This is a genomic window from Paenibacillus sp. yr247 (genome assembly GCF_900103825.1).
Classification (GTDB): Bacteria; Bacillota; Bacilli; order Paenibacillales; family NBRC-103111; genus Paenibacillus_E.
Map to the genome: position 1 here is coordinate 1 of NZ_FNIF01000005.1, position 25,348 is coordinate 25,348.

The 25,348-nt window shown below is 45.2% G+C and carries 30 protein-coding genes and 1 pseudogene; 6 read left to right on the forward strand and 25 right to left on the reverse strand.

Going from position 1 to position 25,348, the window contains the following annotated elements; translation table 11 throughout:
• From BLT91_RS12370 to BLT91_RS12390, 5 genes are all read right to left on the reverse strand, one after another.
• The coding region (locus BLT91_RS12370; protein ID WP_368086795.1) for an HTH domain-containing protein at nucleotides 1–261 on the reverse strand (261 nt) is incomplete at its 3' end.
• 138 nt (nucleotides 262–399) lie between these two features.
• A complete protein-coding gene (locus BLT91_RS12375; protein WP_090821243.1) occupies nucleotides 400–1,377 on the reverse strand; it encodes an alpha/beta hydrolase in 978 nt (325 codons plus the stop codon).
• 145 nt (nucleotides 1,378–1,522) lie between these two features.
• A complete protein-coding gene (locus BLT91_RS12380; protein WP_090821245.1) occupies nucleotides 1,523–1,732 on the reverse strand; it encodes a YezD family protein in 210 nt (69 codons plus the stop codon).
• A gap of 19 nt (nucleotides 1,733–1,751) precedes the next feature.
• Nucleotides 1,752–2,582: an alpha/beta hydrolase family protein gene (locus BLT91_RS12385; protein WP_090821247.1), complete on the reverse strand. Its 831-nt coding sequence runs from the start codon at nucleotides 2,580–2,582 to the stop codon at nucleotides 1,752–1,754.
• Between the two features lie 200 nt (nucleotides 2,583–2,782).
• A complete protein-coding gene (locus BLT91_RS12390; RefSeq protein WP_254776916.1) occupies nucleotides 2,783–2,905 on the reverse strand; it encodes a hypothetical protein in 123 nt (40 codons plus the stop codon).
• A gap of 189 nt (nucleotides 2,906–3,094) precedes the next feature.
• On the opposite strand from BLT91_RS12390, the gene cysT reads away from it, so the two are divergent.
• From cysT to BLT91_RS12410, 4 genes are read left to right on the forward strand one after another with little or no spacing between them, the layout of a single operon-like run.
• Entirely contained in the window at nucleotides 3,095–3,901 is an 807-nt protein-coding gene (gene cysT / locus BLT91_RS12395) for a sulfate ABC transporter permease subunit CysT (RefSeq protein ID WP_368086796.1), read from the forward strand.
• Nucleotides 3,898–4,704, forward strand: coding sequence for a sulfate ABC transporter permease subunit (locus BLT91_RS12400; RefSeq protein ID WP_090821251.1), 807 nt, complete (start codon nucleotides 3,898–3,900; stop codon nucleotides 4,702–4,704). Before cysT ends, BLT91_RS12400 begins: the two co-directional genes overlap by 4 nt.
• 13 nt (nucleotides 4,705–4,717) lie before the next feature.
• A complete protein-coding gene (locus BLT91_RS12405) occupies nucleotides 4,718–5,803 on the forward strand; it encodes an ABC transporter ATP-binding protein (RefSeq protein ID WP_090821254.1) in 1,086 nt (361 codons plus the stop codon).
• Between the two features lie 24 nt (nucleotides 5,804–5,827).
• Nucleotides 5,828–6,940: a sulfate ABC transporter substrate-binding protein gene (locus BLT91_RS12410; protein WP_090821256.1), complete on the forward strand. Its 1,113-nt coding sequence runs from the start codon at nucleotides 5,828–5,830 to the stop codon at nucleotides 6,938–6,940.
• Nucleotides 6,941–7,021: 81 nt separating this feature from the next.
• Here the strand turns inward: BLT91_RS12410 and BLT91_RS12415 are convergent.
• The 13 genes and pseudogenes from BLT91_RS12415 to BLT91_RS12470 form a co-directional block, all read right to left on the reverse strand.
• Nucleotides 7,022–7,372: pseudogene (locus tag BLT91_RS12415) on the reverse strand (AIM24 family protein); the annotation flags it as partial.
• Nucleotides 7,373–7,506: 134 nt separating this feature from the next.
• Complete coding sequence (locus BLT91_RS12420) at nucleotides 7,507–8,304, reverse strand: DUF817 domain-containing protein (protein ID WP_090821258.1); 798 nt, start codon at nucleotides 8,302–8,304, stop codon at nucleotides 7,507–7,509.
• A gap of 483 nt (nucleotides 8,305–8,787) precedes the next feature.
• Nucleotides 8,788–9,192 carry a VOC family protein gene (locus BLT91_RS12425; protein WP_090821260.1) on the reverse strand — a complete coding sequence of 135 codons (405 nt, stop codon included), beginning with the start codon at nucleotides 9,190–9,192 and terminating at the stop codon, nucleotides 8,788–8,790.
• Nucleotides 9,189–9,326 (reverse strand): hypothetical protein, encoded by a 138-nt coding sequence (locus BLT91_RS31560; RefSeq protein ID WP_175532273.1) that lies wholly within the window; start codon nucleotides 9,324–9,326, stop codon nucleotides 9,189–9,191. Before BLT91_RS31560 ends, BLT91_RS12425 begins: the two co-directional genes overlap by 4 nt.
• Nucleotides 9,327–9,713: 387 nt before the next feature.
• Complete coding sequence (locus BLT91_RS12430) at nucleotides 9,714–10,196, reverse strand: acyl-CoA thioesterase (protein WP_090821262.1); 483 nt, start codon at nucleotides 10,194–10,196, stop codon at nucleotides 9,714–9,716.
• 28 nt (nucleotides 10,197–10,224) lie between these two features.
• Nucleotides 10,225–11,403 carry a formate-dependent phosphoribosylglycinamide formyltransferase gene (purT, locus tag BLT91_RS12435; protein WP_090821264.1) on the reverse strand — a complete coding sequence of 393 codons (1,179 nt, stop codon included), beginning with the start codon at nucleotides 11,401–11,403 and terminating at the stop codon, nucleotides 10,225–10,227.
• A gap of 152 nt (nucleotides 11,404–11,555) precedes the next feature.
• The gene (locus BLT91_RS12440; RefSeq protein ID WP_090821762.1) at nucleotides 11,556–13,469 is read right to left on the reverse strand and encodes a nitric oxide reductase activation protein NorD; all 1,914 of its coding nucleotides are present in this window, start codon (nucleotides 13,467–13,469) and stop codon (nucleotides 11,556–11,558) included.
• A gap of 4 nt (nucleotides 13,470–13,473) precedes the next feature.
• On the reverse strand, nucleotides 13,474–14,361 hold the full coding sequence (locus tag BLT91_RS12445; RefSeq protein ID WP_090821266.1) for an AAA family ATPase: 888 nt from the start codon (nucleotides 14,359–14,361) through the stop codon (nucleotides 13,474–13,476).
• 415 nt (nucleotides 14,362–14,776) lie between these two features.
• Nucleotides 14,777–15,481 (reverse strand): hypothetical protein, encoded by a 705-nt coding sequence (locus BLT91_RS12455; RefSeq protein ID WP_090821271.1) that lies wholly within the window; start codon nucleotides 15,479–15,481, stop codon nucleotides 14,777–14,779.
• A gap of 27 nt (nucleotides 15,482–15,508) precedes the next feature.
• Nucleotides 15,509–15,664 (reverse strand): hypothetical protein, encoded by a 156-nt coding sequence (locus BLT91_RS31565; RefSeq protein ID WP_175532274.1) that lies wholly within the window; start codon nucleotides 15,662–15,664, stop codon nucleotides 15,509–15,511.
• 143 nt (nucleotides 15,665–15,807) lie between these two features.
• Nucleotides 15,808–16,287: a hypothetical protein gene (locus tag BLT91_RS12460; protein WP_090821273.1), complete on the reverse strand. Its 480-nt coding sequence runs from the start codon at nucleotides 16,285–16,287 to the stop codon at nucleotides 15,808–15,810.
• Nucleotides 16,288–16,325: 38 nt separating this feature from the next.
• Nucleotides 16,326–16,961, reverse strand: coding sequence for a trimeric intracellular cation channel family protein (locus tag BLT91_RS12465; RefSeq protein ID WP_090821275.1), 636 nt, complete (start codon nucleotides 16,959–16,961; stop codon nucleotides 16,326–16,328).
• Between the two features lie 16 nt (nucleotides 16,962–16,977).
• Nucleotides 16,978–18,054, reverse strand: coding sequence for a Gfo/Idh/MocA family protein (locus BLT91_RS12470; RefSeq protein ID WP_090821277.1), 1,077 nt, complete (start codon nucleotides 18,052–18,054; stop codon nucleotides 16,978–16,980).
• A 312-nt stretch (nucleotides 18,055–18,366) separates the two neighbouring features.
• On the opposite strand from BLT91_RS12470, the gene BLT91_RS12475 reads away from it, so the two are divergent.
• Nucleotides 18,367–18,588, forward strand: a complete 222-nt coding sequence (locus BLT91_RS12475) for a hypothetical protein (protein WP_090821279.1) — start codon at nucleotides 18,367–18,369, stop codon at nucleotides 18,586–18,588.
• Here the strand turns inward: BLT91_RS12475 and BLT91_RS12480 are convergent.
• The 3 genes from BLT91_RS12480 to BLT91_RS12490 are packed head-to-tail and all read right to left on the reverse strand — an operon-like array spanning nucleotide 18,585 to nucleotide 19,840.
• Nucleotides 18,585–18,974, reverse strand: coding sequence for a kinase-associated lipoprotein KapB (locus tag BLT91_RS12480; protein WP_090821281.1), 390 nt, complete (start codon nucleotides 18,972–18,974; stop codon nucleotides 18,585–18,587). The genes BLT91_RS12475 and BLT91_RS12480 overlap by 4 nt on opposite strands.
• 25 nt (nucleotides 18,975–18,999) lie before the next feature.
• Nucleotides 19,000–19,320, reverse strand: coding sequence for a thioredoxin family protein (locus tag BLT91_RS12485; protein ID WP_175532275.1), 321 nt, complete (start codon nucleotides 19,318–19,320; stop codon nucleotides 19,000–19,002).
• 1 nt (nucleotide 19,321) lies between these two features.
• On the reverse strand, nucleotides 19,322–19,840 hold the full coding sequence (locus BLT91_RS12490) for a hypothetical protein (protein WP_090821285.1): 519 nt from the start codon (nucleotides 19,838–19,840) through the stop codon (nucleotides 19,322–19,324).
• A 72-nt stretch (nucleotides 19,841–19,912) separates the two neighbouring features.
• Between BLT91_RS12490 and BLT91_RS12495 the strand changes: the two genes are divergently transcribed.
• On the forward strand, nucleotides 19,913–20,125 hold the full coding sequence (locus tag BLT91_RS12495) for a hypothetical protein (protein ID WP_090821287.1): 213 nt from the start codon (nucleotides 19,913–19,915) through the stop codon (nucleotides 20,123–20,125).
• A gap of 63 nt (nucleotides 20,126–20,188) precedes the next feature.
• Here the strand turns inward: BLT91_RS12495 and BLT91_RS12500 are convergent, their stop codons facing one another.
• From BLT91_RS12500 to BLT91_RS12515, 4 genes are all read right to left on the reverse strand, one after another.
• Nucleotides 20,189–21,802 carry an ABC-F family ATP-binding cassette domain-containing protein gene (locus tag BLT91_RS12500; protein WP_090821289.1) on the reverse strand — a complete coding sequence of 538 codons (1,614 nt, stop codon included), beginning with the start codon at nucleotides 21,800–21,802 and terminating at the stop codon, nucleotides 20,189–20,191.
• Between the two features lie 93 nt (nucleotides 21,803–21,895).
• Entirely contained in the window at nucleotides 21,896–23,848 is a 1,953-nt protein-coding gene (locus tag BLT91_RS12505) for an ABC-F family ATP-binding cassette domain-containing protein (protein ID WP_090821291.1), read from the reverse strand.
• A complete protein-coding gene (locus BLT91_RS12510; protein ID WP_090821293.1) occupies nucleotides 23,845–24,894 on the reverse strand; it encodes a M42 family metallopeptidase in 1,050 nt (349 codons plus the stop codon). The genes BLT91_RS12505 and BLT91_RS12510 overlap by 4 nt, the downstream gene beginning before the upstream one ends.
• Before the next feature lie 151 nt (nucleotides 24,895–25,045).
• Nucleotides 25,046–25,336 carry a Dabb family protein gene (locus BLT91_RS12515; protein ID WP_090821295.1) on the reverse strand — a complete coding sequence of 97 codons (291 nt, stop codon included), beginning with the start codon at nucleotides 25,334–25,336 and terminating at the stop codon, nucleotides 25,046–25,048.
• Between the last annotated feature and the right edge of the window lie 12 nt (nucleotides 25,337–25,348).

Below are 25,348 nucleotides of genomic sequence, written 5' to 3' on the forward strand. Positions count from 1 at the left end.
GGCTAGTCCAGTAATTCCATCTTCTCCGTATGCTTTCTTCCAACGCTTGGCGCATGCTTTTACACGTTGCTTTCCAATTATGTTTACATCAAAACCGTTTGATTCAAAGATTTCCCAAGGGGTTTTCCCCTCCATGTATTGATCGATGAACAACTGTTTAAATTCATCAGCATAGGTTATTGCTTTCTCACTTATCTTGACAACATATTTATTGGTTGATAATTTCATTCGGTCTTTTTCGTTAAAGATTTTTTTAGACATGATGTAATCCCCTCCGGTGCTTACTCTAGTATACAAAAAAAGGTACCCACAGTCTGAACACTTTTTCAAAGTGTCCAGACTATGGGTACCAGTGTACTCATAGATGTCTCTACAAGGAGGAGCAACAGCCTTCTGCCTTCATCCACTATGCTTTCCGTTATCTAATCCCTTAAATGCAATCTGCTTGTTCAACCACACCGCAATGTCATCCATGACTTCATTCCGATTGACTTCATTCAACATTTCATGTCTCCCGCCCGGATAAAGCTTGCTGCTTACTTTCTGAAGTCCAAGCGCCTGGTACATGCTAAGCAGCTTCCGCACCCCTTTGCCATTACGGCCAACTGGATCATCTTCTCCTGAAAATACGTATATCGGCAAATCTTTGCGAATCCGATTAACATGCTCAGCTTGATGAATTTCCTTTAGTCCTCTGAAAAAATCTCTGAAATATCCCGAGGTAAACGTAACGCCGCAATAAGGATCGGCCACATACTTATCAACTTCGTCTATATCCTTACTTAACCAATCAAATGGTGTTCGGTTTGGTGCAAATTTATTATTAAAAGCTCCAAATGACAGAGAAGTTAGAAGCTTACTACGGTGATGGTCTCCACGAAAGGCTGCTTCAACGGTCGCAATTGCAATTCCAGCATGCAAAGCTGCACCCTCTTTTCCATTGGAGCCGGACAATATGATGCCTTGAACGTGATCCGGATGTTGCCTTAAATACGATACCATGTAATGCTGCGTTAAGAATGAGCCCATACTATGCCCCATCACAAACAATGGAATATGTTCTTGATATTTTGTACGTATATGATTAGTGATCTGCCCCATATTTTCAACCATGCTGCGAAAGCTATCTTTACCAAACTTACCAACGGCCTCAGGTGATCCAGCTGTTCGTCCGTGTCCCAAATGATCGTTAGCATAGACGGCATAACCATGCCGCGTTAATACCTCGGCTAATCTTTCGTACCTGACGGCCGTCTCCGACATGCCATGTGCAATTTGCACAATCGCTTTAATCGCTACCGTCTCCTCAGGCAACCATTCATACACATAATTATTTATTTGCCCAGCGTCTTTCCATATGAAATGCTGATTCCTCATAATTAGATACCCCCATCAACGTTTCATCTATTCCGCAACTGTGAAGCTATTCCTATTCAGTATACAGCTTCTTTTTCACGAAAACAGCCCCCTTTCCGAAGAAAGAGGGCTTCTAAAACGCTTATATTCTAAGCCAATGCAACAGCTATGCTTTGCTAGTTTGTTTGACTGATTTTACAGCTTGTAACTGTGATTGTGCTTGAGATGACGTATCAAAACGTTTTCTCTCCGTCTTATCAATTTGCGCAATTTTCCCATCGTGCACGACAATTTGAACGGAACCGTATTCTAATCCATTTAAAATTTGCTTGATTCTGTCCATCCAAACATTATCTAACTCTAATGGTTTCGCCATCTCATTTCCTCCGCTTCTTTTAAATCGTCCAATCGTTCCAATTTTTTCTCTGTTTCTGAATGTAGGATAACCAGTTCCCTGTTTTCTCAAAAAGTTCTTTGGTAGAACCTGTTGTTGAATAAGTATGATCAGCTTGATAGACAAGCTCGATATCGCATTGACCTTCATTACGCAGCCAAAACATCTTCTGATATAAGGGCGCATAATCGACAGGTATAATATCGTCCGCAGTTCCATGTATGACGAGGACATCACCGTTAAATTTACGCAGCTGTTCAAAAGGCTGATGTTGAGATAATGAATCGAAAAATCGGCTAGTCAGTAAGTATCCATGATGATCAATAGCTCCGCCTAGTGGCAGCTTCTGGTATTCATTCTTGCTTACAATTCGCACAATATCATTGTGTGGATGAGCGACAGATGACCATAGTACGAGTGTTTTCACGCGATTATCTTTAGCGGCTGTTAAAACAGCTGCAGCACCGCCTAAGCTATGCCCGACCAAGATGACACGACTTAGATCAATGCAATCAATCGTTAACGCATAATCAATGACACTTCGCGTCTGTTCGATCAGAACATCCAATCCGCCTGCGCCATAATCGCCAGTACTTTCTCCACAACCACCATAATCGAAACGTAGAACAAGGTATCCTTGCGAGCTAAACTCACGAGCTGCTTTCACAAACAACCGATCCACCCCTATCCGGCTGCCAATAAAACCGTGACAAATGATAATGAGCGGCCAACGTTGACAGTCGACTTGAGCAGCTCCTGCTTGATTTGTAGGGTAATGTAACGTAGCAGCTAATTCGACGTCGTCGCTTTGAATAGTGATTGCATGCTCCATGATGTTGACTCCCTTTCACATTAACTAATAATTCCGATCTGATTAGTATGATTTAATTACAATATTAGCATCACCTACTAGAGGTGTCAATCCTATTTTTAACATATTTCAGTAACAAAACGAGCCTATATTAGAAAAGACCCCCGCCTTGATCATTCACAAGTGAGAGTCTTTCCATTTTTAGCAATCATTAACCGCACTTAATTCTCTGTTTGCTTAAAAATGGCTTGTACTGATAATAAAATGGTACATCCAATACAATATCCTAGTAATGCTGCACCTGCGGCTAAGAATAAGAATCCTGTGAAGATATAACCCTTCACACTCCAACCGATGGCAAAAGCTGCAAGAGATAAGGATAGGATATAACCGCCAATGCGTTGTTAAACCTAGTTCATTTTTCTTGAATAATAATCCGCTTAGATATATTGACAAATTAGACCATCCACTGCTATAGTCAACTTATAATTCCGAGTAAAGAACTATGATTAATGCAAAATAGGTGGTGTAATGTGGGAAATAAGGTATTTAAAGCTACGGTTCGATCTGTGCTTATTGGCTATCTGATTGCACTTCTTCTCATACCGATAGGTTCCATCTATTTAAAAGGATTTTCATTAGGATGGGATCCATTTTGGAAAGAAGTTACAGGACCATTAGCCTGGAAGTCCATCTTGCTGACAATTAAGCTCAGCATTTTCTCAACAGTCATTCAAGCAATTGTCGGCACCATCATTGCTTATGTTCTTGTTCGGTATATATTTCGCGGCAAAAGTATTTTGAACAGCATGGTGGATCTCCCCTTCTCACTTCCAACTTCTGTGGCCGGATTAATGTTTCTAACCTTATTAGGACCTTCAAGTCCACTAGGTGTCTGGCTCGATCATTTAGGTGTCAAACTGCTTTATAATCAAACTGCAATTGTTATTGGTCTTGTATTTGTCACTTTCCCTTTTGTTGTTCGAACGGTTCAACCTTTACTAGAGCAAATCGATCCGGCAGAAGAACAGGCCAGCTTTACACTTGGCGCGGGAAAGTTTTACACATTCTGTAGAATTGTTTTCCCAGCTATTTTCCCTGGTATTGTAGCCGGCAGCATGCTCGCCTTTTCTCGATCTCTTGCCGAGTTTGGGGCCATCTCTCTCATCTCAGGCAATTTGCCGGGCAAGACGATGGTTGCATCGGTCTATATATATGGTGAAACACAGAACTTTAATCCCGAAGGCGCAGCAGCCATCTCTCTCGTTCTACTTACATTGTCCGTCCTTATTCTATGGATAATCAATGTATTGACACGCGGAAAGGGGCGCCTAGCATGAGAAGAATATTAATCAGTATTTCGTTTCTCGTTATCTTCCTTCTTATTATGTTACCATTTCTCGGCATAACATTTGGCGCTTTTGAAGAAGGACCTCAAGCCTTTTTCGATGCACTTGTGCGACCAGAAGCCCTGCATGCCATGAAGATTTCTTTAATCATTGTAGTGATTGTAACGATTCTTAATGCCATAGTCGGCATTTACGTTTCCTTAGAAATTGTCAGAGGTTCATGGATTTCTCGTTGGTTGAAACCTGTGATAAATGCACTTATTGATTTACCTTTTGCTGTATCGCCTATTATTGTTGGTTTAATGGTTATTCTTATCTTTGGCCCAAACACGGCGTTAGGTACCTTCATGGAAGATCATGATTTGAAAATCGTCTACGCCCTGCCCGGCATGGTCTTGGCAACGATGTTCATTACTTTTCCTCTAATGGTACGTGAAGTGGTGCCTTTGCTTGAAGAGATTGGCACACAGTCTGAAGAAGCTTCTGCTACTTTAGGTGCTGGTCCATGGCGTACTTTTATTCAAATTACATGGCCAGGTATTCGCTGGGGTGTGCTATACGGCCTCATCCTAACGATCGCAAGATCGCTTGGTGAATTCGGATCTATCCTTGTCGTGTCTGGAAATATTATTAATCAAACACAAACAGCAACCACTCTCGTTTATCAAGATGCCGAACAATTCCAACTCGTTGCTGCAAATAGCGTTGCTTTTGTTTTAGGTCTCATATCGATTTCTATTTTATTAGCACTTGAGTGGTTGAAAAGAAGAAGTGAACACTTGAGAAGCCATTAAGGAGGAGCACCTGATGCATATAGAAGTCAAAAACCTAAATAAACATTTCGGGCAATTCCATGCCATCAAAGATGTTAATTTCAGCATTACGAAAGGTCATCTCGTAGGTTTAATAGGACCAAGCGGGGGTGGCAAAACTTCCATTCTGCGGATGTTATCTGGACTAGAAAGCCCGACCTCTGGTGATATATATTTCGATGGAAAACTGGCGACTCATCTTCCTGTTCAAGAAAGAGGCATTGGCTTCGTTTTTCAGAGCTATGCCCTCTTCAAGCATATGACTGTGTTTGAAAACGTGGCTTACGGCTTGAAGGTTTTGAAAAAGCCTAAAGACTTCATTCATGATAGAGTCACTTATCTTCTAAACTTGATGGGGCTTTCAGGCAGTGAACGTAAATTCCCTCATCAGCTCTCAGGCGGCCAACGCCAACGGGTTGCCTTCGCAAGAGCATTAGCACCAGAACCTCAACTGCTCTTGCTTGACGAGCCTTTTGCAGCGATTGACGCTAAAATTCGCAAAGAGCTGCGCGTTTGGCTGAGGAACCTCATCGATGAATTCAAAGTAACGACCCTTTTCGTTACCCATGATCAGGATGAAGCTATCGAGGTTGCGGACGAGATTATTCTGGTTCAAGGTGGAAAAATTGAGCAGCAAGGAAGTCCGTGGGAGATTTATACGAAGCCTTCCTCCTCTTTTGTAGCCTCATTCATTGGGGAGTCTAATATCATTTCGCAATATACACCGCTTATCGGGTTTCCTTACTTAGAAGAAGTACAGCAAGATGGCAAATGGCTTCCGGACGTAAACGTGCTCATTCGACCAGAATCCATTGAAGTTCGCCCTCATGATGTAAGTCATCTCGCTACAGCTGGAGAAAAAGGAAAAGTAACGCACGCTCACTTCCGCGGGGATTCCTGGTATTTGGAAATTGATACGGGCACTCTGAAGCTATTTGCTTACCAGTCCGTCAAAGAAAAAATTTATCAACCAGGAGATAAAGTGAATATTCTCATCCATTACATTTCCGTATTTACGAAAGACGAGAACAAATTGATCGAAAATCAGGCTAAACAAGATCCATTACCTGTTTTTATTTAAACATAAGAAGGGGAGTTGTAAACCATGAAAAATTTTAAATCATTGGGTTTAATCACGGCAACATTATTCACAGCAAGCATCGCTCTTACAGCTTGCGGAACGGGTACAAAATCCGCTAGTACACCAGTAACGTCTGCAGCTACAACGCCTGCAGCTTCAGCCGCAGCAAGCACTACTCCAAAGGCTGCAGGCGGTAAAGTGAAAATTACACTGGGAGCTTACTCCGTTGTCAAAGAATCCTTTGAACTCATTATCCCTAAATTTAAAGAACAATGGAAAAATAAAACAGGTCAAACCGTTGAGTTCCAAGAATCCTATGTAGCTTCCGGTGCGCAAGCTACTGCTATTATCCAAGGCTTTGAGGCTGATATCGCCCCTCTATCCTTGGAAGGAGATATTCAAAAAATTGCTGAGAAAGGCTTAATCACTCACGATTGGAAGAACAACCCATACAAAGGTAATGTTACGACTTCGATTGCTGCAATTGGCGTTCGTGAAGGTAATCCTAAAGGCATTAAGGACTGGGCTGATTTGACGAAATCGGGGGTTGAAGTTTTAATTCCTAACCCAAGCACTTCCGGCGGCGCCAAATGGGATATTAATGCCATCTATGGCGCAGGTTTGAAAGCTTCCGAAGCATCAGGTAAAAAAGACCCTGCGGCTGCAAAAGATCTCGTGAGTAAAGTATACAAAAACATTAAAGTACTAGATAAAAGTGGTGCGGATTCCCTAACAACCTTTGACAAAGGTGTTGGTGATGCGATCGTTACTTATGAGAATGAGCTTCTTGCACGTATTCAATCCGGCAAAAAATATGTAGAAGTCATTCCGCAATATACGACATCGATTGAAAATCCTGTTGCCCTTATTGATAAATACGTTGATAAACATGGCAATCGTGAAGCAGCGCAAGCTTTCCTTGATTTCTTATTTACCCCTGAGGCACAAAAAGTATTCGCGGAAAAAGGCTTCCGCTCCGTTCTTCCTGAAGTGGCTAAGCAATACGAGAAAAACTACACCACACCTGCCGGCTTATTCAATATCGAATATCTTGGCGGCTGGGATAAAGTGAATAAAGAGCTCTATGGCAAAGGCGCAATCTGGGAAACCATCCTTGCAGAAGGCGGAGCCAAGTAAGAGAATATAAGAATAGCCCGGTGCGATTGTGTCATTTCGCTTCCGGGCTTTATTTTTACGTTATAGGTATGAGTCCAACACTTATCTTCCGTCTCCATCAAGTAAATTTCCAAGACCGCCTAAGATACTGCCCTCTTCTTTCCTGCCTCCACTCTTGATGCCGACACCATACGATCCGCTAATCTGCTGAAAGGAAGAGATTGAATCCAGACGCGCCCAGGCTCGCGTTATGTAGCGAAGAATAAGCCTTCGCCGCCGAATAACGCTGTTTTCTTGTGTCATAGCGACTAGACAACCCGTATCCACGCGAATCACTTCACCTGGGCGAAGTACACGCTCACAGATGGAGCCTTCCGCATGTACAAAAGCCAAACCATCGCCTTCGATTTTCTGCATGATAAAGCCCTCTCCACCGAAGAAACCAGCCCCTAGGCCTGACCAATATGGTTCAAGTTATCCACCTCGAAACACGGATGTCCGCTGAATTTGCATCCCAGCCAATTACTCTCGCCGAACCGGGGCGAAGCCCGATGCTTGATACAGTGCTATGTGAAGTTGATGACTTTTTAGAAATACTTAGTGTATGGTTCTTCATTCCTATGAGTATATTTAATTTGTTTTAGTTCTGCGACTATAATAATACTTATTATAACTAATAAAAACCATGAGCTGATTTTACCCCAATGAACAATCTGCCAATAATTCTGTTGATTAGGATATTTCCAAGCTCCGAAAAATGTTGAAATATTCTCAGCAATCCAAATAAATATGGCAATCAAAAAAAAAGAAAGAAGTATGGGCATTTCATATCGTTTCTTTGTAATCGTAAATAAAACTTTAGTTTTAAAAAATATAATGAATAACCCTAATACAATAATCCAACGAATATCATACATAAAATGATGAGTGAAGAAATTAAGATAAATTAATATAGCGACTATGGTAGAAACAGAGGTTCTAGGCCAATTAATAAAATGCAAATCAAAACGTTTCCAAGCCTGACATACGTAACTCGCTACGCTCGCGTACATAAAACCACTATATAATGGAACACCCCCAATTTTAGTCCATCCTTCCTCCGGATAAGACCAAGATCCCATGTTCACTTTATATAATTCAAGTCCAAATCCTATTACATGAAAAAGGGTAATCACTTTTAGTTCATCTATACTCTCCATCTTGCTCCAGACAAGCATCAATTGAGCAAGAATACATACAATTAGAATAAAATCGTATCTATAAATCAATTGAACTGGAAACAATTTGGAAACTGCCAACGTTAAAAAAATTATCACAGGAAAAATGCAGCACATTGCCTCCTTCCATCCAAGAAATATTAATTCTCTAAAATTCTCGAACTTCATATGTCCTCCTGAAAATACTTCAATATTACTTCATCAATTTCACATGACGTTTCTACGAATCCTTATTCGCTTAAGTGAGCTTGCTCACGGTTCCGACAGGCTTAGCCAATTCAGTGTTTCTTATGTATATGCTTCCTCGAAATCCCTCTAGCAAACCAAGGGGGCTTGTTCCCCGCAGCGTGAATACGTTTTTTTGGTAAGATAACGTTCTTAAATTCACGAAGCCGAGAGCCTAAGTCCGCTGGCGGACTTAGGCTCTCAGGATTGTCTGCCTGTTTATTCTTCCTCGAAAATGCCTCGGGCAGACCAAGGACGCGTCAGGAGTCTTCGAATTTTCTAACAAAATCGCTCTTAACTTCATATTTTTTGTCAACTTACATTTACTTTATATTTCCAAATATGTAAAATATGTACTCCTCCAACATTTCAGATCTCAAATTGATTGTATCTTTCTTTCTTTTTACCCACTGGATTAAACTACATTCATTGGCTAATCTGTTTGCCGATTTCCCAATGGTGGCCAAACGGGTCAAGGATGCGCCCTACGCGCCAGCCGTAGCCTTCATTTACGGGTGCGATTTCGGTTGCTCCAGCGGCGAGGGCCTGTTCGAACACCAAATCCGGATTTTTGACAGTCATAATCATCCGAACCGATCCTCGACTAACCGACTCAGGGCTGGCGCCGGGGGTGTCTTGAATCCAGAAATCCGCTCCCCAGACGGATAACTGAGCGACAGCCAGATTCCCGTCTTCGTCTTCAAGGCGATATAGCTCGATCGCACCGAACGCCGCCTTGTAAAATTCTAAAGCCTTCGCCGCGTTACTCACTGAAAGCCATGGGGCGATATTGGTTTCGAACGGCTCTGATCTCGGCGTATTGGTACTCATCGCTGTTCGCCCCCTTTTTTGAGTTTGTCAACACTTTTTCCCATTCTATCTCTGTTTTCCAGATTTCTTTCGGTATCAGTAATGGTTTCTCCCTGAAACAACACAACATCTTTTTCATGAATGAAATGCGACATGCGTACCTCCTGATTCGTGTATTATTTACTTCACTACAATACATTCCACGTCGAAACCTTCATATCCTGTCTCTTTACATGAGGAGTACAACTGACTCACCGTTCAGAACTTTCCTTCTATTGCGTTTTCTTTCAGTGAAAACAATCGTCTATTCTTAGCTACTCCCGATCAATATCTTGAAGTGAATGACTACCCTATTTGCACTCTACTGTATTTTTCGATATTTTCCATAAAACCCCTTCCTAATGAATTTCTACAATAAAAAAGGGCAGATCCAGTAAGGAACTGCCCGATACTTTCGGTTGATATATTCATGTTTACCATAATATTACATCCTGGTCAAACTTCGGTCAAAGTTAGCCTTTCAAAATCATAAAAATATCCTACTACAGGTTCAAATTCCGCTCTTCTTTGCGAAGCTTTCGAGCGGCAAATCTCGTTTCAGCCGTCTCGAACAGATGTTTTTCTTCCTCTGTCTCAGGGATGATTCCCGGCACTGGACATGGTTGTCCATTATCATCGAGCGCCACAAAGGTTAGATACGAATTCGCTGTCCGCTTCTTTTCACCCGTCAGAAGGTTCTCCGATTCGATTTTCACGAATACCTCCATGGAACTTCGATGCGTCCAGGTTACAAATGCCTCCAACTGAATAGCTTCACCTAGTTTAACGGGAGCAAAGAAGTCCAAGCTATCGCTGGACGCCGTCACAACACCTCTACGCGAATGGCGCATCGAGGCAATCGTTGCAACCTTATCGATATACTGCATCACGCGGCCGCCAAACACGGTATTGTGATAATTCGTGTCCGCCGGTAAAATAATTTCGGTTAACACGGTGCGGGAGAGTCTTGCTGGTTTAGCTTCCATGTGTATTCCTCCTGATGATGGGCTGATCTTATTCGTAATTTAGTTTAAGCTTACCTGCCGCTTGCTTCGCAAGGCTTCGTGCTTCCTCTACGGTATCCGCACTGCTTAGCGCAACAGCCATACGGCGTCCTACTTTGGTCTCTGGCTTACCAAAGACGCGAACCTGTGTATTAGGAACGGACAAAGCTTCTTCTAACCCGCTTATGGTATATTCGATCTGTTCGCGATCCGCTTTGAGTGTGTAACTCGCGCCTGGTGTCAAAAATCGAATCCCTGTAACAGGCAATCCGAGAATTGCTCTAGCATGCAGGGCGAATTCGCTCAAATCCTGCGTGGCCATTGTGACCATGCCGGTATCATGTGGACGAGGAGAGACCTCACTAAAGTATACGCCCTCTTTGGTCAGGAACAGCTCTACACCATAAAGACCGAAGCCTCCGAGTGCATCCGTTATGGTTTTGGCCATGTGTTGAGCATCTAGAATCTGCTGCTCGTTCATCGCATGAGGCTGCCACGATTCGATGTAATCTCCGTCTTTTTGAATGTGACCAATAGGCTCACAATACGTTGTTCCCGAGACGGAACGGACCGTCAGCAGTGTAATTTCGGACTCAAAATGAATGAACTCCTCAACAATCACACGCGCGTTCTTGGCGCGGCCGCCCTCCATCGCGATGTTCCATGACTGTTCCACATTTTCAGGTGTACGGCATACACTTTGACCCTTTCCTGATGAGCTCATGATCGGCTTAATCACACAAGGTGTACCGATTTCCGCAACAGCTGCGTGTAATTCTTCAAGACTGTTAGCAAAAGCATACTTTGCTGTCCGCAGCTCCAGTTTTTCTGAAGCCAAACGGCGAATCCCTTCACGGTCCATCGTCAATCGGGAAGCAGTAGCGGTAGGAATAACACGATAGCCTTCCTTCTCAAGCTCCACTAGAACAGGAGTCGCGATTGCTTCAATTTCAGGTACTATGAGATCTGGACGTTCTTGCTCGATCAACGCTCTAAGCTGCTCCCCATCAAGCATATGAATCACATGGCTGCGATGAGCCACTTGCATAGCTGGCGCGTTTGCGTAGCGGTCAACAGCGATCGTCTCAATGCCTAGTCGCTGCGCTTCGATGACGACTTCTTTCCCAAGCTCCCCTGATCCAAGCAGCATGATTTTCTTGGCTTTGTTCGATAATGGTGCTCCGTACATAAGATGATTTCCCCCTAAATGATTTGCCCAACCAAAGTAAGTTTGAAACTGAATGAGATATATGTAAGTAAGGATAACTATAATGGCATAAACAGGGTACTTTTCCAACTTGCCTCGTAAAATACCCTGATCTATTGTAAAGGATTTCGACGTTAAAAGATAGATTTCAACAGAAGTTTGCGTAAAATCGGCACCAATTGCTCGGGAAGCTCCTCCACATTGGATACGACAATACTGCTGCGACCATACATGTTGCGCATCGCTATCCGCTGGGTTTCGTGAACGGTGCCGTTCGCAAGGAAAATGCTGATGACTTCAATACCCAATCGCCGTGCATGCAGAACAGCTTCGTAGGTGTCAAGGATGCCCACATCGTTGTAATTGGCTGCCGAAGGCTCGCCATCCGAGAACATCAAAAGGATGCGCTGCCGTTCCGTACGCCGCAGCAGCCGCTCTGTCATGCGGCGAATCGCGAAGCCGTCGCGGTTGTCCTGCTGCGGCTCAAGCTGCATCAGAGCCGCTCCGCTTCCGGACGATAAGGAGGAGCCGAAGTCGACCGCAACCTGGAACAGGTTCGGCGCTTCCTGCTCCGTGACGCGGTCCGCGTCCTCCCAGAATCCCACAATTTCGTGGGGGATTCGCAGGTTAAGGAGGGTCTCGTGGAATAGCACGAGACCGAGCTTGGTTTCGTCCATTTTGTCATACATGGACGCCGAGCAGTCGACGAGCAGCGCGAATGCCGCGTCGAGCTGGGGTACAGGCGAGCGCTTCTTATAGAAGAGGCGCGGCATCTCTTGGGTAACGGCTCGCGTTAGCCGCTTGTCGAGCCGCCCGAACAGCCGATCGCCGTGCGGGGCGATCCGCTTTTGCTCCAGCGTGCGTCGAATCGCACGCTGCAAAGGCTTCGCGAGCGGTGCTGCACGCTCGCTCAGGCGCCTATAGGCGGCCTCCTGCGCAGCAGTGGGCCGCTCAGGCGCAAGCCACGTCGCCGTCGTGTACGCGGCGACTGCGCCCTCCCCGTGCCCCGCGGTGGCGGGCACGGCAACACCCTCGCGCCGCTCGCCGGAGGCGGCGCCGGTGCGCTGGGCGCGCAGCGAGCGCCCCTGGGCGATGGCGAGCGCTTGGTCGGCCGCGTCGCCCTCGCGGGGCGCAGACCCAGGAGCGGCTGTGCGCGAGCCGCGCTCCAGCTCGAACCGCAGCAGCCCTGGGCTGCGGTCGCTGCTCTCGCGGTGCCAGGTCGGCATGCGTTCCTGGCCCGGTAACTGACGCTCCCCTTCTTGCTCGGGGAGCACATCATCATTCGCGAGCCGCTTTGCGCGTTTCAGCTCACCCTTATACCCCGCTGGCAGCGGCTCCGCCACGCCGCCCCCAGGCTGCATCCAGAAATAAGCAACTTGCGCATCCCTGTCCAACCAATAAGACAGCGAGTCTATCATCTCCTCGCAGCATGCGGCAACTTCAGCCGTATGCTCTGCCTCCTCGATTTTCTCCAGTAGCGGATAAAAAATCGCCAACCGGGCAGGCGCTTCTGCGGCACCCCCTAAGCTCCATTCCGTTCCTGTAAACCAACCATAGATGAACAAAATAACAGCGTCCGACATTTCGCCTTTGATCAAGTGAGTACGCAGCTTATGTCGAAAATAAGCCCCATAAATGCGATGCCGATGGACAAATACCCGCGAAGTACCTGGTCTGCGTGCTCGACAAATACGCTCTAACCGCATATCTTCACATAATGCAAAGAGTGAGTTAGCCAACTTCGGGAAACGAGTACTTTGACAATAGGTTAGATAAGACTTTACCGCAGCTGTCCCTGTGAACCAGGCACTACCGATACCGCGCAGATAAACATCACTCTTCATCCCTGCTGTTTTATCAACCGGAGGATAGTCCCACCAAAACTGACTCACCGTTATACGAGCGGAAGCTTCCTCATAGCCGGCATGGAACGCTGCTTCCACTTTTAGCTCTTTACGCTTTGTGAACATCCGCGCTAAATCCACCAGCTGCATTTGAAGCATCGCGTCGATTTTATCATCCAACAAGCTTAACTTTCCTACAAACATTGGCTTAGAATAACGTTTCCGCCGCATTAATGACGGCTGCACGTTCCCTCTCATCCTCCAATTTATCGGCAATGGCGCGAGCAACTGCCCGCAAAGGCGGAATATAAGCCGTCAAATCACAAGCATCCAGCAGCGCTCTTATCGATCCTGCTTCATCGGGCAGCTGTCCCATTTCAATCAGAGTTAATAAATCAGCAGACAACTGAACGAATGTTCTTAACTGCTTTTCATCGCTTAAAACAGATTTGCTCTTGAGCAGCTTATAAAGTGACTCTCCTTGCAAATAAGGAACATCAATTGTCACGAAACGATTTTTCAGGGCTTCATTCAAGGGCACTGTCCCCATATATCCTTCATTGATCGCTGCAACGACTCTAAAGTCCGGGTGTGCTGTAATGACATCCCCTGTAAAAGGGTTCGTAATCGATCTCCGATGATCCAGGACTCCGTTTATTAAAGATAAGGTTTCGGGTTTAGCTATATTAATTTCGTCTATGTAAAGAAAGTGTCCCTTCATCATTGCTTTCATGATCGGCCCTGGGATGAAGGCAATATGTGTACTCCCCCGCTCATCATGGGTTAACGTTTTGAACCCAAGCAAGGCTTCGGCATCGAGATCGGTTGAACAATTAACTCCATGCATCGGTTGATCAAACAGCGCTGAAACGTGCTCGGCAAGTTTCGTCTTACCCGAGCCTGTCGGACCCTTTAACAAGACATTTTTGCCCAGATAAAGAGCAATAATGGCATCGGTAAGTATATCTTCACGAGGTGCTTCAAATGCTGCCGTTCCAATAAGTTTAAGGTCTTCAGCAGAAGTATAAGTCTGCCTTTGCTGCTTGTTTTTCTCCAATTTCTCTCGGATCTCTTGCGGTAAGGCGTCTGTTATCATGACTGTGGTGTTCCTCTCCTGATTCCTTTGTCCTCTTACTATTTATCAGGAAAGCTCAAATTGTCAAGCTATTCAGGGCAGCCAAGGTTCATCAATGATGGAATGGGAATAGAAAGCCATTGATTCTCCGCACAAAGGACATTTCGGCTTTGTAGGAGCTTCGTTATAATGCAGAGCCATGGCGTACGCGGTTTCATAATTTATCGCTTGGATGACATCTTCCTTATGGACATAATCACATTGGCGAGAACCGCAATAAGCCCGGACCTTATACCGATAGCTCATTGTTCCATATGGACGACAAAGCGTTCAAATGCTCAGCTTGTATAATCATCGTCGTACTCCTCTTTGAAGTCAAAACCCCCAGCAGAAAGCTGAGGGAGAGCCTATTTGCAAAAACTAATCTTGTTAACTCTTAGGGCAATACATGTCTTTGCCCCGAAGAATAGTTAGGGAAGGCATACTGTACCATGGTGTTAAACTCATTCAGATACGAATCCATTCTTTTGTTTTTTTGCTGCTGACTGTCATAGTACATCATCCGATTCACATAATGTGGATTAGAGGAAATGAAGATATTCGAATCTGGATATATACGTGTTAGCAGATGCCGAATGGCATTCGCACTTTCCGCTGGCAAAGGCTTAGCCGATAGCCAATCCATTTGTGCTCCGACCCCCGAGCCGAATAAGCCAGCTCCATTTTCCGGGTCGTTATTTTTGCTTAGCATTTTGATGCCATCATCGGCTCCCATCGCCTGCATCCCGCCCATATCCACAGCTACATAAATGTTGTTATCGGTAACGGCAACAGCTGTAGACCCCAGGTGCGCTGCTTGAATCACTCGATCCGCTAAATCGCGATTCAGCGACAAATGCGTGTTGATATGTGCTTTCACATTGTCAATCGTAGAGTGAATCATCGTAGGCTGAGGTGATTGATTAACACTTTTTGCTCCCATCGAAGAATCTTCGTTGTTCCTTAATCCTGTGTCCCAGCTTCCGGCTTTTGGATTGGAAGAACTAGCTCCTGCTTGATTCCTTGGACTTGCTGCCGAACAGCCTGTGACCATGCCGATAAGCACAACGGACACCGCGATTTTGAACATCGCTTTTCTCATATAATCCCCCTTCTTATGGCTCAAAATTTACTTAATCTTGTTCTCATCGACTTCCTGCGTGTAAGCTATCAGGGCGACCTCATAGCCCAGTTCATCCTTCATACGAGACTCGAGGCTGCGTAGATCTTCTAGCAGATCTTCACGAGTGCCAAAATTAGCAAATTGGTACGACTCTGTACTCATGATTTCTACACCCCCTCTCTTCAGGACAATAGACATTAGTGTTAATATGGACATTTATCCTGATTTTTACCAAACAAAAAAAGCCCGCTGCCGAATCATCGGCAAAGCAGGCTTCTAAGTCATTTTGGAGCAATGAATCATCATTATTCATTTTTATTGCGTGTATCATCTAGATCTTCAAGCAATTTGCGAACGGCATCCGGATCGGAAGAGCCATTTTCTTTAAAAGTTCGCAGCTTTTTCAACAGGTCCGCCGCAATGGCTTCATCCTCTGACAGCTGCACTACATGTGAAGGATCAAACCAAATGTAAAACCCTTCTGGACCATTACGCAAAAATGATTTGTGCCAATGCTCTGGATACGCATACCCTTGCTCCCCAAAAATCATGCCGAGTACATCATCGCTGTCAATGGGCAGCAAATAATGAAACGATTCCGGTTCGCCGGTGCTCTTAAAGTCTCGATGCATGTAAGCATAATGAAGATAATGCTCACCTGTTTCTACATCTTTGGACACCTCATATAGGTCAAGCTCAGTTTGCAGCAATTCCTTAACCGAAATAATCCGTGACGCGATCGTTTCTGCAGAAATCTTTTGCTGCTGTGATAATGATGTTTCCAAATGAATCAGTCTCCTTTCCAACGTTGATTATTTCTATGTTACAAATCGGATCTTCGTGCTGTCTGAACCATCGAACTCCGCAAAGAACGTTTAGGCAGCTTCCATTTATAAAATACCGAAAACATCCTTAGTATAACGACTAAAGCAAACAGTACAGCTAACTGCCAAGTACCTTGCGCCCAACCAAGTCCGACCAATGCACCGGCCAACATTCCCCAGACGGCATAAATTTCATCTTTGAGCACGAGTGGCTTTCGACCTGCTAAAACATCTCGAACAATACCCCCGCCAATCCCCGTTAGTACAGCGGCAACTATAATGGCACTGAGCGGATGCCCCATATTTGTAGCATATGTCGCTCCTTGAATCGAGAAGGCAGCCAAACCAATTGCATCGAAGAAAGCTTCCCATGTTTTCCATAACTTAATGTATCGAACTGGCATAAAGAACACTAATGTCATTGCAAATAAGGCAATTTGAAAGTATATACCTTGCTCCCATAGCAGGACGATCGGTTTGCCGATCAACAAGTTTCGAATGACCCCTCCGCCGAAAGCCGTAACAAGCCCGAGTACATAAACACCTAAAATATCATAATCCTCTTCCATCGCAACAATGGCTCCACTCACCGCGAAAGCAATCGTTCCGATGATACTAAATAACTCCCAACTCAATTGCTGCAGCCCCTGTCTACTCGATGTCCCAGTTCAATTTCACTTCATTTCCGGTTTGCGACGAACTGTAAATCGCATCCAAGATCAAATTATTCGTATATCCCGTCATAACAGAAGTTATCGGTTGTGACCCGTTCTCAATACACGCCAAGAAATGCCTCATCATTCGGACACGCGGTCCTTCATCGAATTCAGGTAGGGTGATGGCAATGTCGGCTTCGCGATCAAACATCTCTGCTAACAGCTTCCCTTTCGTTCCGCGAATGGAAGCCCCACCTTCGGAACCAAGAAGTTGTACATATGGTTGGTTATCCGTTTCAATGAGTCCTGCCCAGCTTACATCCAGCGATAGAGTAGCGCCATTGTCCAATTTAATCAACGCAGTTGCTAAATCCTCGACATCATAACGACCATCCCAGTTCGGCGTCCCCCACGAACCAATTCCTTTTTTACGCGGTCCGAATTCAGCGTAGGTAGCTCCATAGACCGAAACAGGTTTCGGATTCCCCATCAAATAGAGGGATAAATCTAACATATGCACGCCAAGATCGATCAGAGGTCCGCCGCCGGACTTTTCCATTTGAGTAAACCAAGTCCCCCAGCCAGGGATTCCTTTGCGTCTTAACCAGCCAGCTTTGGCATGATAAATATGACCAAGTGCACCTTTCTCGACCTGCTGCTTCACTGCTAGCGACAAGGCATCCCAACGCAGCTGGTGCGGAATCATCAGCACTTTACCTGCTTTGCGCTCAGCTTCTACAATTTGTCTAGCTGATGCGAGATTTAGCGCCATTGGTTTCTCGAGCATAACGTGCTTACCGGCCTCTAACGCCTGTATAGCGATAGGTGCATGCCATTCATTGGACACAGCAATAATCACAGCATCAATGGAAGAGTCTGCAAGCAGCTTGTCCGTACTCTCATAAACCCGCTCAATGCTATGTTCTTTCGCCCGAGTTTCAGCAAGTGGTAAATACATATCCGTAACAGCGGCGATTTGAGCCTCCGGCACTTTCTTCAGTACTTCCATATGTACATTCCCGATATTTCCGGAACCTATAATACCAATACGAATTGGTTTTCCAGCTGTCATTCCAATGCCCCCAGAACAGAACTTGTTTGATTTCAATCTTACTTATTATAAATGTCGTTAACGCACCCCGCAACAACCAATCTCTGCTGCTTACGATTCCTTTTTTCCTTGTCTCAGATCATCCACGAATTAATCTTTGAGGAACAAGCCCTCTAAGGCTATTCTTTACATACAATAAGATACTAAAACTTATTAATAGTTTGACCCTAACATATCTAACGGTTGAAATGTATCCTAAATGTGTAGACCAATTGTACGCGAATGCTTACAAGGTCTGTTTTTTCCAAAGGAAAACGCGAAGGAGGGCTTACCATGCAAGCAATAACCATTAAATTCAAAAACAAATCCATTCCTGTTCTTAATTTCACACATCGGAATTCCCATATGGAATTGCTATCAAGTAAACTTAAGGAATTTGAGCTTAATTTTGAATTTCGCAGAAAATTAAAAATGATCTCGATGATCGAGATCATTGGTGATGTAGCGATTTTCAAATATAACGATGGCACAAAATTATACCTTGAAGTTTCTTAATTAGAATGAGGAAAATATTCCTTCTGCAGCTGATCAAGCTCCTGAAGAGAGCGTCGGGCCCATGCTTCCATCTCCGACAACTTACTGATTTGCGCTAATAACGCTCTTTTCAGAGAATCTTGGTAGTCTGGAATCACACCCGTGTATGGACGTATTGTTGAAATTGGCATCAAGGCAATTTCTTGATAAGACAACGCCCGCCGTTGATGAAAAAAAGCAACACTCGGATCCATCGGGTTATGTAAATCCCCCTGTGTCGGATGTTCCTTCACAGCCAGAATGCGGACGGCCGCTTTCATGGTACTGCTATTCTCAACAATCTCGCCAAAATAAGCCCCTGTTTTATACTCAGCCGTAACTCGATCACCTATTTGAAAACTACTCATGAAAACAACTCCACTCCTATATTTTTCACATGCGAATAAGTGGCAGCAGTTTACGATACAGCTCATCCACGGATTGCATGCGATACATAAATTCTTTCTCTTTTCCCTGTTCTAAGATGACTATACACGGTACACTTGTAATTTGCCACTCACGGCTAATTTGCGGAAGAAAGTTAATATTGCTTTTCATCAGCGGTAAGGTAGGCTGCATCGTCAAAATAATGTCTAACATTCGCTCTGTCATTTTGCATGTACCACAGAAAGGTGTATATAGAAAAACAGCAAAAGAGCCCTCTTGCATGCTGCTTACTCTGTCTAACAGCTCTCGTTGGGATAATTCCTGCATTCTAGGTCCCTCTCTCATCTAACCAAGCTAAACTATCAACGGCGTAACCGATGAGATGAGGGAAATCATCCATATGACTTTCATCGATTTTACGACCGAAGGATAGTGTAATTTGATTATGATAGGAAATCGGAAGATGACTGTAAGTATAGGAAAGGAGCTGAGATATCTGCGGACGGTGCTCCCAAATTAGACCCAATTGCTCCTCAATATGAGGACACTCTGATTCTGGGTTCTTGACCTTGGTATAGAGTTTTATAGTTAATGTGCAGCCTGGCTTGGCTGTTGGATTCTCTAAAATCTCAGCAGCCAAATCACTTAAATGAACATGCAAGTTAATTTCTGCTTTGCTCGGTTTATCGATCTTCCTGGCAAATTCAATGGCATATGTGCGTGACATCGAGGATAAATCAACTTGATCTTCCCGCCGCGTAATTAAAATTTTACCATCCAAATCCAAGTCATAGACTGCACCTTCAAGCACGACCTTAATATTGTCATATATCGTCGGATCAAACATCCTCCACACCTTCTTTCATCTTTTCTTTGATTCGATTATACTAAAAGCATACCATGTAAAGAAGGTGTTCCTATGTCAGACAAGCCTCAAGATCAACAGGGTGAAGAACAAGGCCCAAAAAAAGTTAGTTTAGCCGATGCGATTAAGCAAAAACTTGCCCAGAAAAAAGCGGATCAAGCCGCAGCACGAGCAAACCCGAAGCAAGCTGGAAACACTAACCAAAGCGGAAAAAGCCAAATGACTAAAAAAGTAAACAATCAACGTCGTCGCACCGGCGGCAGCTAGACATCCGTTTGTGTAGGCAAAAGCGCCCTGAGAGTAATACGTCAGGGCGCTTTTTACTTATCATTACGCGTATTGCGATTCGCGTTGTTTTTTCACATCTTCACTTTCGAGGTATTCATCATACGTGAACATTTTATCGATGAGTCCTTTTGGCGTGATCTCCATGATGCGTGTAGCAATCGTTTGGATGAACTGATGGTCATGGGAAACGAACAGGATCGTTCCATCGAAATCAACTAGACCATTGTTAAGTGCCGTAATGGACTCCAAATCTAAATGGTTGGTAGGTTCATCCAGAATGAGCACATTGGCTCCGCTTAGCATCATTTTGGAGAACATGCAGCGTACTTTTTCCCCTCCGGAAAGGACATTTGCTTTCTTCAAGGCTTCTTCGCCAGAGAATAACATACGGCCTAGGAACCCGCGAAGGAAGGATTCATCTTGATCTTTGGAATATTGACGAAGCCAATCCACCAAGGTCAACTCGGAATTGAAATAGTCTTGACTGTCTTTCGGGAAATACGCTTGAGATGTAGTAACCCCCCATGTATACGTACCTTCGTCCGCTTCCAATTCACCCATCAGGATTTTAAAGAGCGTCGTTTTGGCGATACCATCCGGCCCAACAAAGGCGATTTTATCCCCTTTATTAATGGTGAACGTTACATTGTTTAACACTTTTACGCCATCAATCGTTTTAGACAAATTCTCAACAGCCAGCAGCTGCTTACCAGCTTCACGCTCTCCTTTGAAGTGAATGAACGGATATTTACGGCTGGAGGGTCTAATATCTTCAAGCGTAAGCTTCTCGAGTTGTTTTTTACGCGACGTTGCTTGTTTGGATTTGGAGGCATTTGCGCTAAAACGTGCAATAAAGGCTTCCAGTTCTTTACGTTTTTCTTCCGTTTTCTTGTTGGCGTCTCTCGTTAATCGAAGTGCCAATTGGCTGGACTCATACCACCAGTCATAGTTACCGACGTACATTTGAATTTTACCAAAATCAATATCCGCAATATGCGTACAAACTTGGTTCAGGAAGTGACGATCATGGGATACAACGATAACTGTGCCTTCAAACCGGGAAAGGAAGTTCTCCAGCCAACGTATAGACTCTAAGTTCAAATGGTTGGTTGGCTCATCCAGCAGCAAAATATTCGGATTGCCGAACAAGGCTTGTGCTAAGAGAACACGTACTTTCTCATTGCCATCGAGGTCTTTCATTTTCGTCTCATGCATGGAAGTCGGGATACCAAGACCGATAAGAAGCTCAGCAGCATCCGATTCCGCCTGCCAGCCATCAAGATCCTGAAATTCGCCTTCGAGCTCAGCGGCTCTCATGCCGTCTTCTTCCGAGAAGTCCGCTTTGGCATACAGAGCATCCTTCTCTTCCATGATTTTAAACAAACGAGCATGCCCCATTACAACGGTTTTCAAAACTTCAATTTCATCGAATTCGTAATGATTTTGCTTCAGTACAGCCATTCTTTCGCCTGGAGTAATGCTGACTTCGCCTGTGTTTGGCTCGATCTCACCGGAAAGAATTTTAAGAAAAGTGGATTTACCCGCACCGTTAGCTCCGATAAGCCCGTAACAGTTGCCTGGGGTGAATTTAATATTGGCGTCCTCGAACAAGGCTCTCTTGCCGTAACGAAGCGTCACGTTATTAACATTAATCATGTGGAATGCATACCTGCCTTTATAGTAGTTTGTTCTATCATATCATATATAGGGATCTTTAATCGAAGATTAAAGTCTCTCCTTAAATCTCTCCTATTTCCGTTCTATTTCTTCTACCAACTCGGATAAATAAGTCCATCTTTCCATAGCCGTTTCCAAATCGGCGGCCGTTTGCTGCTCCTGCTCATACAAATCGCGAACTCGGTCAAAGTCACTTCCCGCGGATTCAATTTGCTTTTTCAAACTAGCCGCTTTGTCTTCCAGAGCAGCTATCGTACTCTCTATTTCGTCCCATTCCTTCTGTTCTTTGAACGTAAGCTTCTTAGGACGGTTCGAATTCGACGAATTACCTGCGACTGCAGGATTGCTAGTTGCTGCTGGTGATGCTGATTTGCTAGAACTTGCCTGGCGCATGATTTCTTTCCGAGCTTGATCCGCTTCTTCCTGCTCGCGTTTCTCTTCCAAGTAATCAGAGTAGTTCCCGATATAAGGCTCGATCCGGCCAGTGCCGTCGAAGGCAAATAGATGCGAAACGGTTCGATCCAAAAAGTATCTATCATGTGAAACGGTGATCACAGCTCCAGGAAATTGATCCAGATAATCTTCCAGTATGGTCAAAGTTTGGATGTCTAAGTCGTTCGTCGGCTCATCGAGGAGCAGTACATTGGGCTCTCCCATAAGTGTGCGCAGCAAATAAAGTCTGCGGCGCTCCCCTCCGGAAAGCTTTCCAATTGGCGACCATTGCAAGTTCGGCGAGAACAGAAAACGCTCGAGCATTTGCGAAGCCGAAATGGTCTCACCGTCGGATGTGCGAATCTGTTCAGCCGCTTCCTTGATGTACTCTATGACACGCATCTTCTCATCCATCTCGACATTCTCTTGCGTATAGTACGCGAGCTTCACGGTCGTACCGGTCTCGATCGTGCCGCTGTCAGGCTGAATGCGCCCGGCGAGCATGTTCAGCAGCGTTGATTTGCCGCTGCCGTTCGGACCGATGATGCCGAGGCGATCCCTCGGCATCACGATGTAGCTGAAGCCGCTCAGCAGCGGCTTCCCGCCCGGAAAAGCTTTGGTGATCGCTTCCAGCTCCATCACCTTCTTGCCAAGGCGGCTGCCGGCCAGCGCCATGTCAAGCTTCTCCCCGGGACCGTCCACCTTGTGGTCCCGTAATTCCTCGGCGCGCCCAATACGCGCCTTCTGTTTCGTCGTGCGCGCCTTCGCGCCGCGACGGAGCCAAGCTAGCTCGCGGCGCAAGAGGTTCTGCCGCTTATCTTCGCTGGATGCTTCGGACTCCATCCGCTCCGCCTTTTTCTCGAGGAACCACTCGTAGTTCCCCTCATAGCTGTAGATCTTCCCCCGGTCCAGCTCCAGAATGCGGGTGGTTACCCGCTCTAGGAAGTACCGGTCATGCGTAACGAGCAGCAGCGCGCCGCGCCACTTACTAAGGAACTCCTCGAGCCAAATAGCAGTCTCGTTATCAATATGGTTCGTCGGCTCATCAAGGATGAGCAGGTCAGCCGGTTGGATGAGAACGCGCGCCATGGCCACGCGTTTACGTTGACCGCCGGACAGCTGGCCGACGGGCTTGTCGAACTCGCTGATGCCGAGCTTCATCAGCACGGTTTTGGCCAGGGTGCTGGCTTCCCATGCACCATGCTCATCCATGCGCGACTGGGCAGTAAACAGCCGAGTTTGTTTCTTCTCGTTGGAGGCGTCAAGCTCCAGCTCAGCAAGCGCAAGCTCATAGTCGCGAAGCGTCTTCATGAGCGGCGTGTCGCCGTGGAATACTTGCTCCAGCACCGTGGAGTTCGGATCGAACTCCGGGTTCTGAGGCAAGTATTCCACGCGGAAATGGTTCGCGTGCACGAGCTTACCACGATCCGCTGTTTCCAGTCCCGCTAGCAGTTTCAGCAGCGTGGACTTGCCTGTGCCGTTCACGCCAATGAGACCGATGCGCTGCTTCTCGTTCACCGTGAACGAGATATCATCGAACAGCACCTTATCACCATATGTTTTAGTTATATTGACTGCACTGAGTATATTCATGCTTGGAGTGGCTCCATGATATAGGCTGCAAGAAGAGCAGCTGTATTCACTACAGCATCCATATGCGTTCTCTCCATACTGTGTGACGCATGCACGCCTGGACCTACTAACGCAGCACGAATATCGCGTCCACCTTTTAGCGCGGCAGATGCATCTGAGCCGTATCTTGGATAAATGTCAACCGCATAGCCGATCTCCAGCTTCTCGGCCAGTTCAATCATTTTCGAAGTCATCTGATAATCGTAAGGACCTGAGGAATCCTTCGCACAAATCGAAACATCACGCTCACTACCACTCAAATCATCACCAAGAGCACCCATATCCACAGCAATAAAATCCGTAATATCTTCAGGAATATAGGCAGATCCATGTCCAACCTCTTCATAATTGGAGAAGAACAGCTTGATTGTAAAAGCAGGCTTCAAACCTTCATCTTTGATCAGTTTTAAAAGTCCAAATAAAGAAGCAACGCTCGCCTTATCGTCTAGATGACGTGACTTCACATAGCCATTTTCCTTCACTTGTACTCGCGGATCGAAAGAAATATAGTCTCCTACTCGAATGCCTAGGTCTTGAACCTCTTTCTTGGACTTCACAAACTCGTCAATTCGTACTTCCATGTTGGCTTCATCGCGTTTAAACTCTCTGGCATCTTCATACACATGCACGGATGGTCGCGAAGTCAGAATGGTCCCATCATAAACGCGTTCATCGCGCGTATGAATTTGAACGTATTCATTTTCAATGGCGCCCATCATAAAACCACCTAAAGAGGTGATTTTCAAAGTACCATTATCCTTAATCGAACGTACCATCGCACCAAGTGTATCCACATGTGCAGAAATCCCAATTACACGATCCATACGCGTGCCTGGAATTGTCACAATGCCGCAGCCCTTATTCGTATATGTCAGCTCAAACCCGAGCTTAGCCACTTCTTTTTCTACCTTTTGCATAATGTGATGGGTATAACCTGTCGGGCTAGGAGTCCGTAACAACAACTCGAGAATGTCAGTCATATAAGCTTTATTTAATTTCGTTTTCAAGCGGGATTCCTCCCTTTTCTATTTAATATAATTGCTCCAAACACACAAAAAACAGTGCAGCCTAGGAGACTTAAGCAAGCAACATGACCGAAGTCATAAACTAGCCTCTTCTAAGGATACTACACTGTTCCCCTATGTTTTTCAAACTCAATTAGCTTACAAAATCAACGCAAATCGACGTTCCATCAAGCACTGTCTTCATATGAGCCTTCACTTCTTCATGAACGGGATGTGTGTCATACTTTTTAAGATCGTCCAAAGAATCGAATTTTGTGATCAATGCAATATCATAAGAGCGTTCTAGATGTAAAATGTCGGTCCCTACTTCGATGTGTCGAAGAACCGGGATTTTGCCTTCCATGTTGGTGAGGACAGCCTTCGTCATTTCCACCGCTTCAGGACTGCGATCTTTAAGCTTAAAAAACACAACGTGCGTTAACATGAATATGACCCC

What these genes read in the sequence shown, in the direction of transcription:
- BLT91_RS12495 (WP_090821287.1), top strand. Translation starts at nt 19,913, where the DNA reads ATGTCAGACAAGCCTCAAGATCAACAGGGTGAAGAACAAGGCCCAAAA.
- BLT91_RS12440 (WP_090821762.1), bottom strand. Translation starts at nt 13,469, where the DNA reads ATGTTTGTAGGAAAGTTAAGCTTGTTGGATGATAAAATCGACGCGATG.
- BLT91_RS12420 (WP_090821258.1), bottom strand. Translation starts at nt 8,304, where the DNA reads ATGAAGTTCGAGAATTTTAGAGAATTAATATTTCTTGGATGGAAGGAG.
- BLT91_RS12430 (WP_090821262.1), bottom strand. Translation starts at nt 10,196, where the DNA reads ATGGAAGCTAAACCAGCAAGACTCTCCCGCACCGTGTTAACCGAAATT.
- BLT91_RS12505 (WP_090821291.1), bottom strand. Translation starts at nt 23,848, where the DNA reads ATGAATATACTCAGTGCAGTCAATATAACTAAAACATATGGTGATAAG.
- BLT91_RS12485 (WP_175532275.1), bottom strand. Translation starts at nt 19,320, where the DNA reads ATGCAGGAATTATCCCAACGAGAGCTGTTAGACAGAGTAAGCAGCATG.
- BLT91_RS12500 (WP_090821289.1), bottom strand. Translation starts at nt 21,802, where the DNA reads ATGATTAATGTTAATAACGTGACGCTTCGTTACGGCAAGAGAGCCTTG.
- BLT91_RS12445 (WP_090821266.1), bottom strand. Translation starts at nt 14,361, where the DNA reads ATGATAACAGACGCCTTACCGCAAGAGATCCGAGAGAAATTGGAGAAA.
- BLT91_RS12375 (WP_090821243.1), bottom strand. Translation starts at nt 1,377, where the DNA reads ATGAGGAATCAGCATTTCATATGGAAAGACGCTGGGCAAATAAATAAT.
- BLT91_RS12410 (WP_090821256.1), top strand. Translation starts at nt 5,828, where the DNA reads ATGAAAAATTTTAAATCATTGGGTTTAATCACGGCAACATTATTCACA.
- BLT91_RS12490 (WP_090821285.1), bottom strand. Translation starts at nt 19,840, where the DNA reads ATGTTTGATCCGACGATATATGACAATATTAAGGTCGTGCTTGAAGGT.
- BLT91_RS12405 (WP_090821254.1), top strand. Translation starts at nt 4,718, where the DNA reads ATGCATATAGAAGTCAAAAACCTAAATAAACATTTCGGGCAATTCCAT.
- BLT91_RS12475 (WP_090821279.1), top strand. Translation starts at nt 18,367, where the DNA reads ATGCAAGCAATAACCATTAAATTCAAAAACAAATCCATTCCTGTTCTT.
- BLT91_RS12515 (WP_090821295.1), bottom strand. Translation starts at nt 25,336, where the DNA reads ATGTTAACGCACGTTGTGTTTTTTAAGCTTAAAGATCGCAGTCCTGAA.
- purT (WP_090821264.1), bottom strand. Translation starts at nt 11,403, where the DNA reads ATGTACGGAGCACCATTATCGAACAAAGCCAAGAAAATCATGCTGCTT.
- BLT91_RS31560 (WP_175532273.1), bottom strand. Translation starts at nt 9,326, where the DNA reads ATGTCGCATTTCATTCATGAAAAAGATGTTGTGTTGTTTCAGGGAGAA.
- BLT91_RS31565 (WP_175532274.1), bottom strand. Translation starts at nt 15,664, where the DNA reads ATGAGTACAGAGTCGTACCAATTTGCTAATTTTGGCACTCGTGAAGAT.
- BLT91_RS12425 (WP_090821260.1), bottom strand. Translation starts at nt 9,192, where the DNA reads ATGAGTACCAATACGCCGAGATCAGAGCCGTTCGAAACCAATATCGCC.
- BLT91_RS12400 (WP_090821251.1), top strand. Translation starts at nt 3,898, where the DNA reads ATGAGAAGAATATTAATCAGTATTTCGTTTCTCGTTATCTTCCTTCTT.
- BLT91_RS12385 (WP_090821247.1), bottom strand. Translation starts at nt 2,582, where the DNA reads ATGGAGCATGCAATCACTATTCAAAGCGACGACGTCGAATTAGCTGCT.
- BLT91_RS12480 (WP_090821281.1), bottom strand. Translation starts at nt 18,974, where the DNA reads ATGAGTAGTTTTCAAATAGGTGATCGAGTTACGGCTGAGTATAAAACA.
- BLT91_RS12455 (WP_090821271.1), bottom strand. Translation starts at nt 15,481, where the DNA reads ATGAGAAAAGCGATGTTCAAAATCGCGGTGTCCGTTGTGCTTATCGGC.
- BLT91_RS12380 (WP_090821245.1), bottom strand. Translation starts at nt 1,732, where the DNA reads ATGGCGAAACCATTAGAGTTAGATAATGTTTGGATGGACAGAATCAAG.
- BLT91_RS12470 (WP_090821277.1), bottom strand. Translation starts at nt 18,054, where the DNA reads ATGACAGCTGGAAAACCAATTCGTATTGGTATTATAGGTTCCGGAAAT.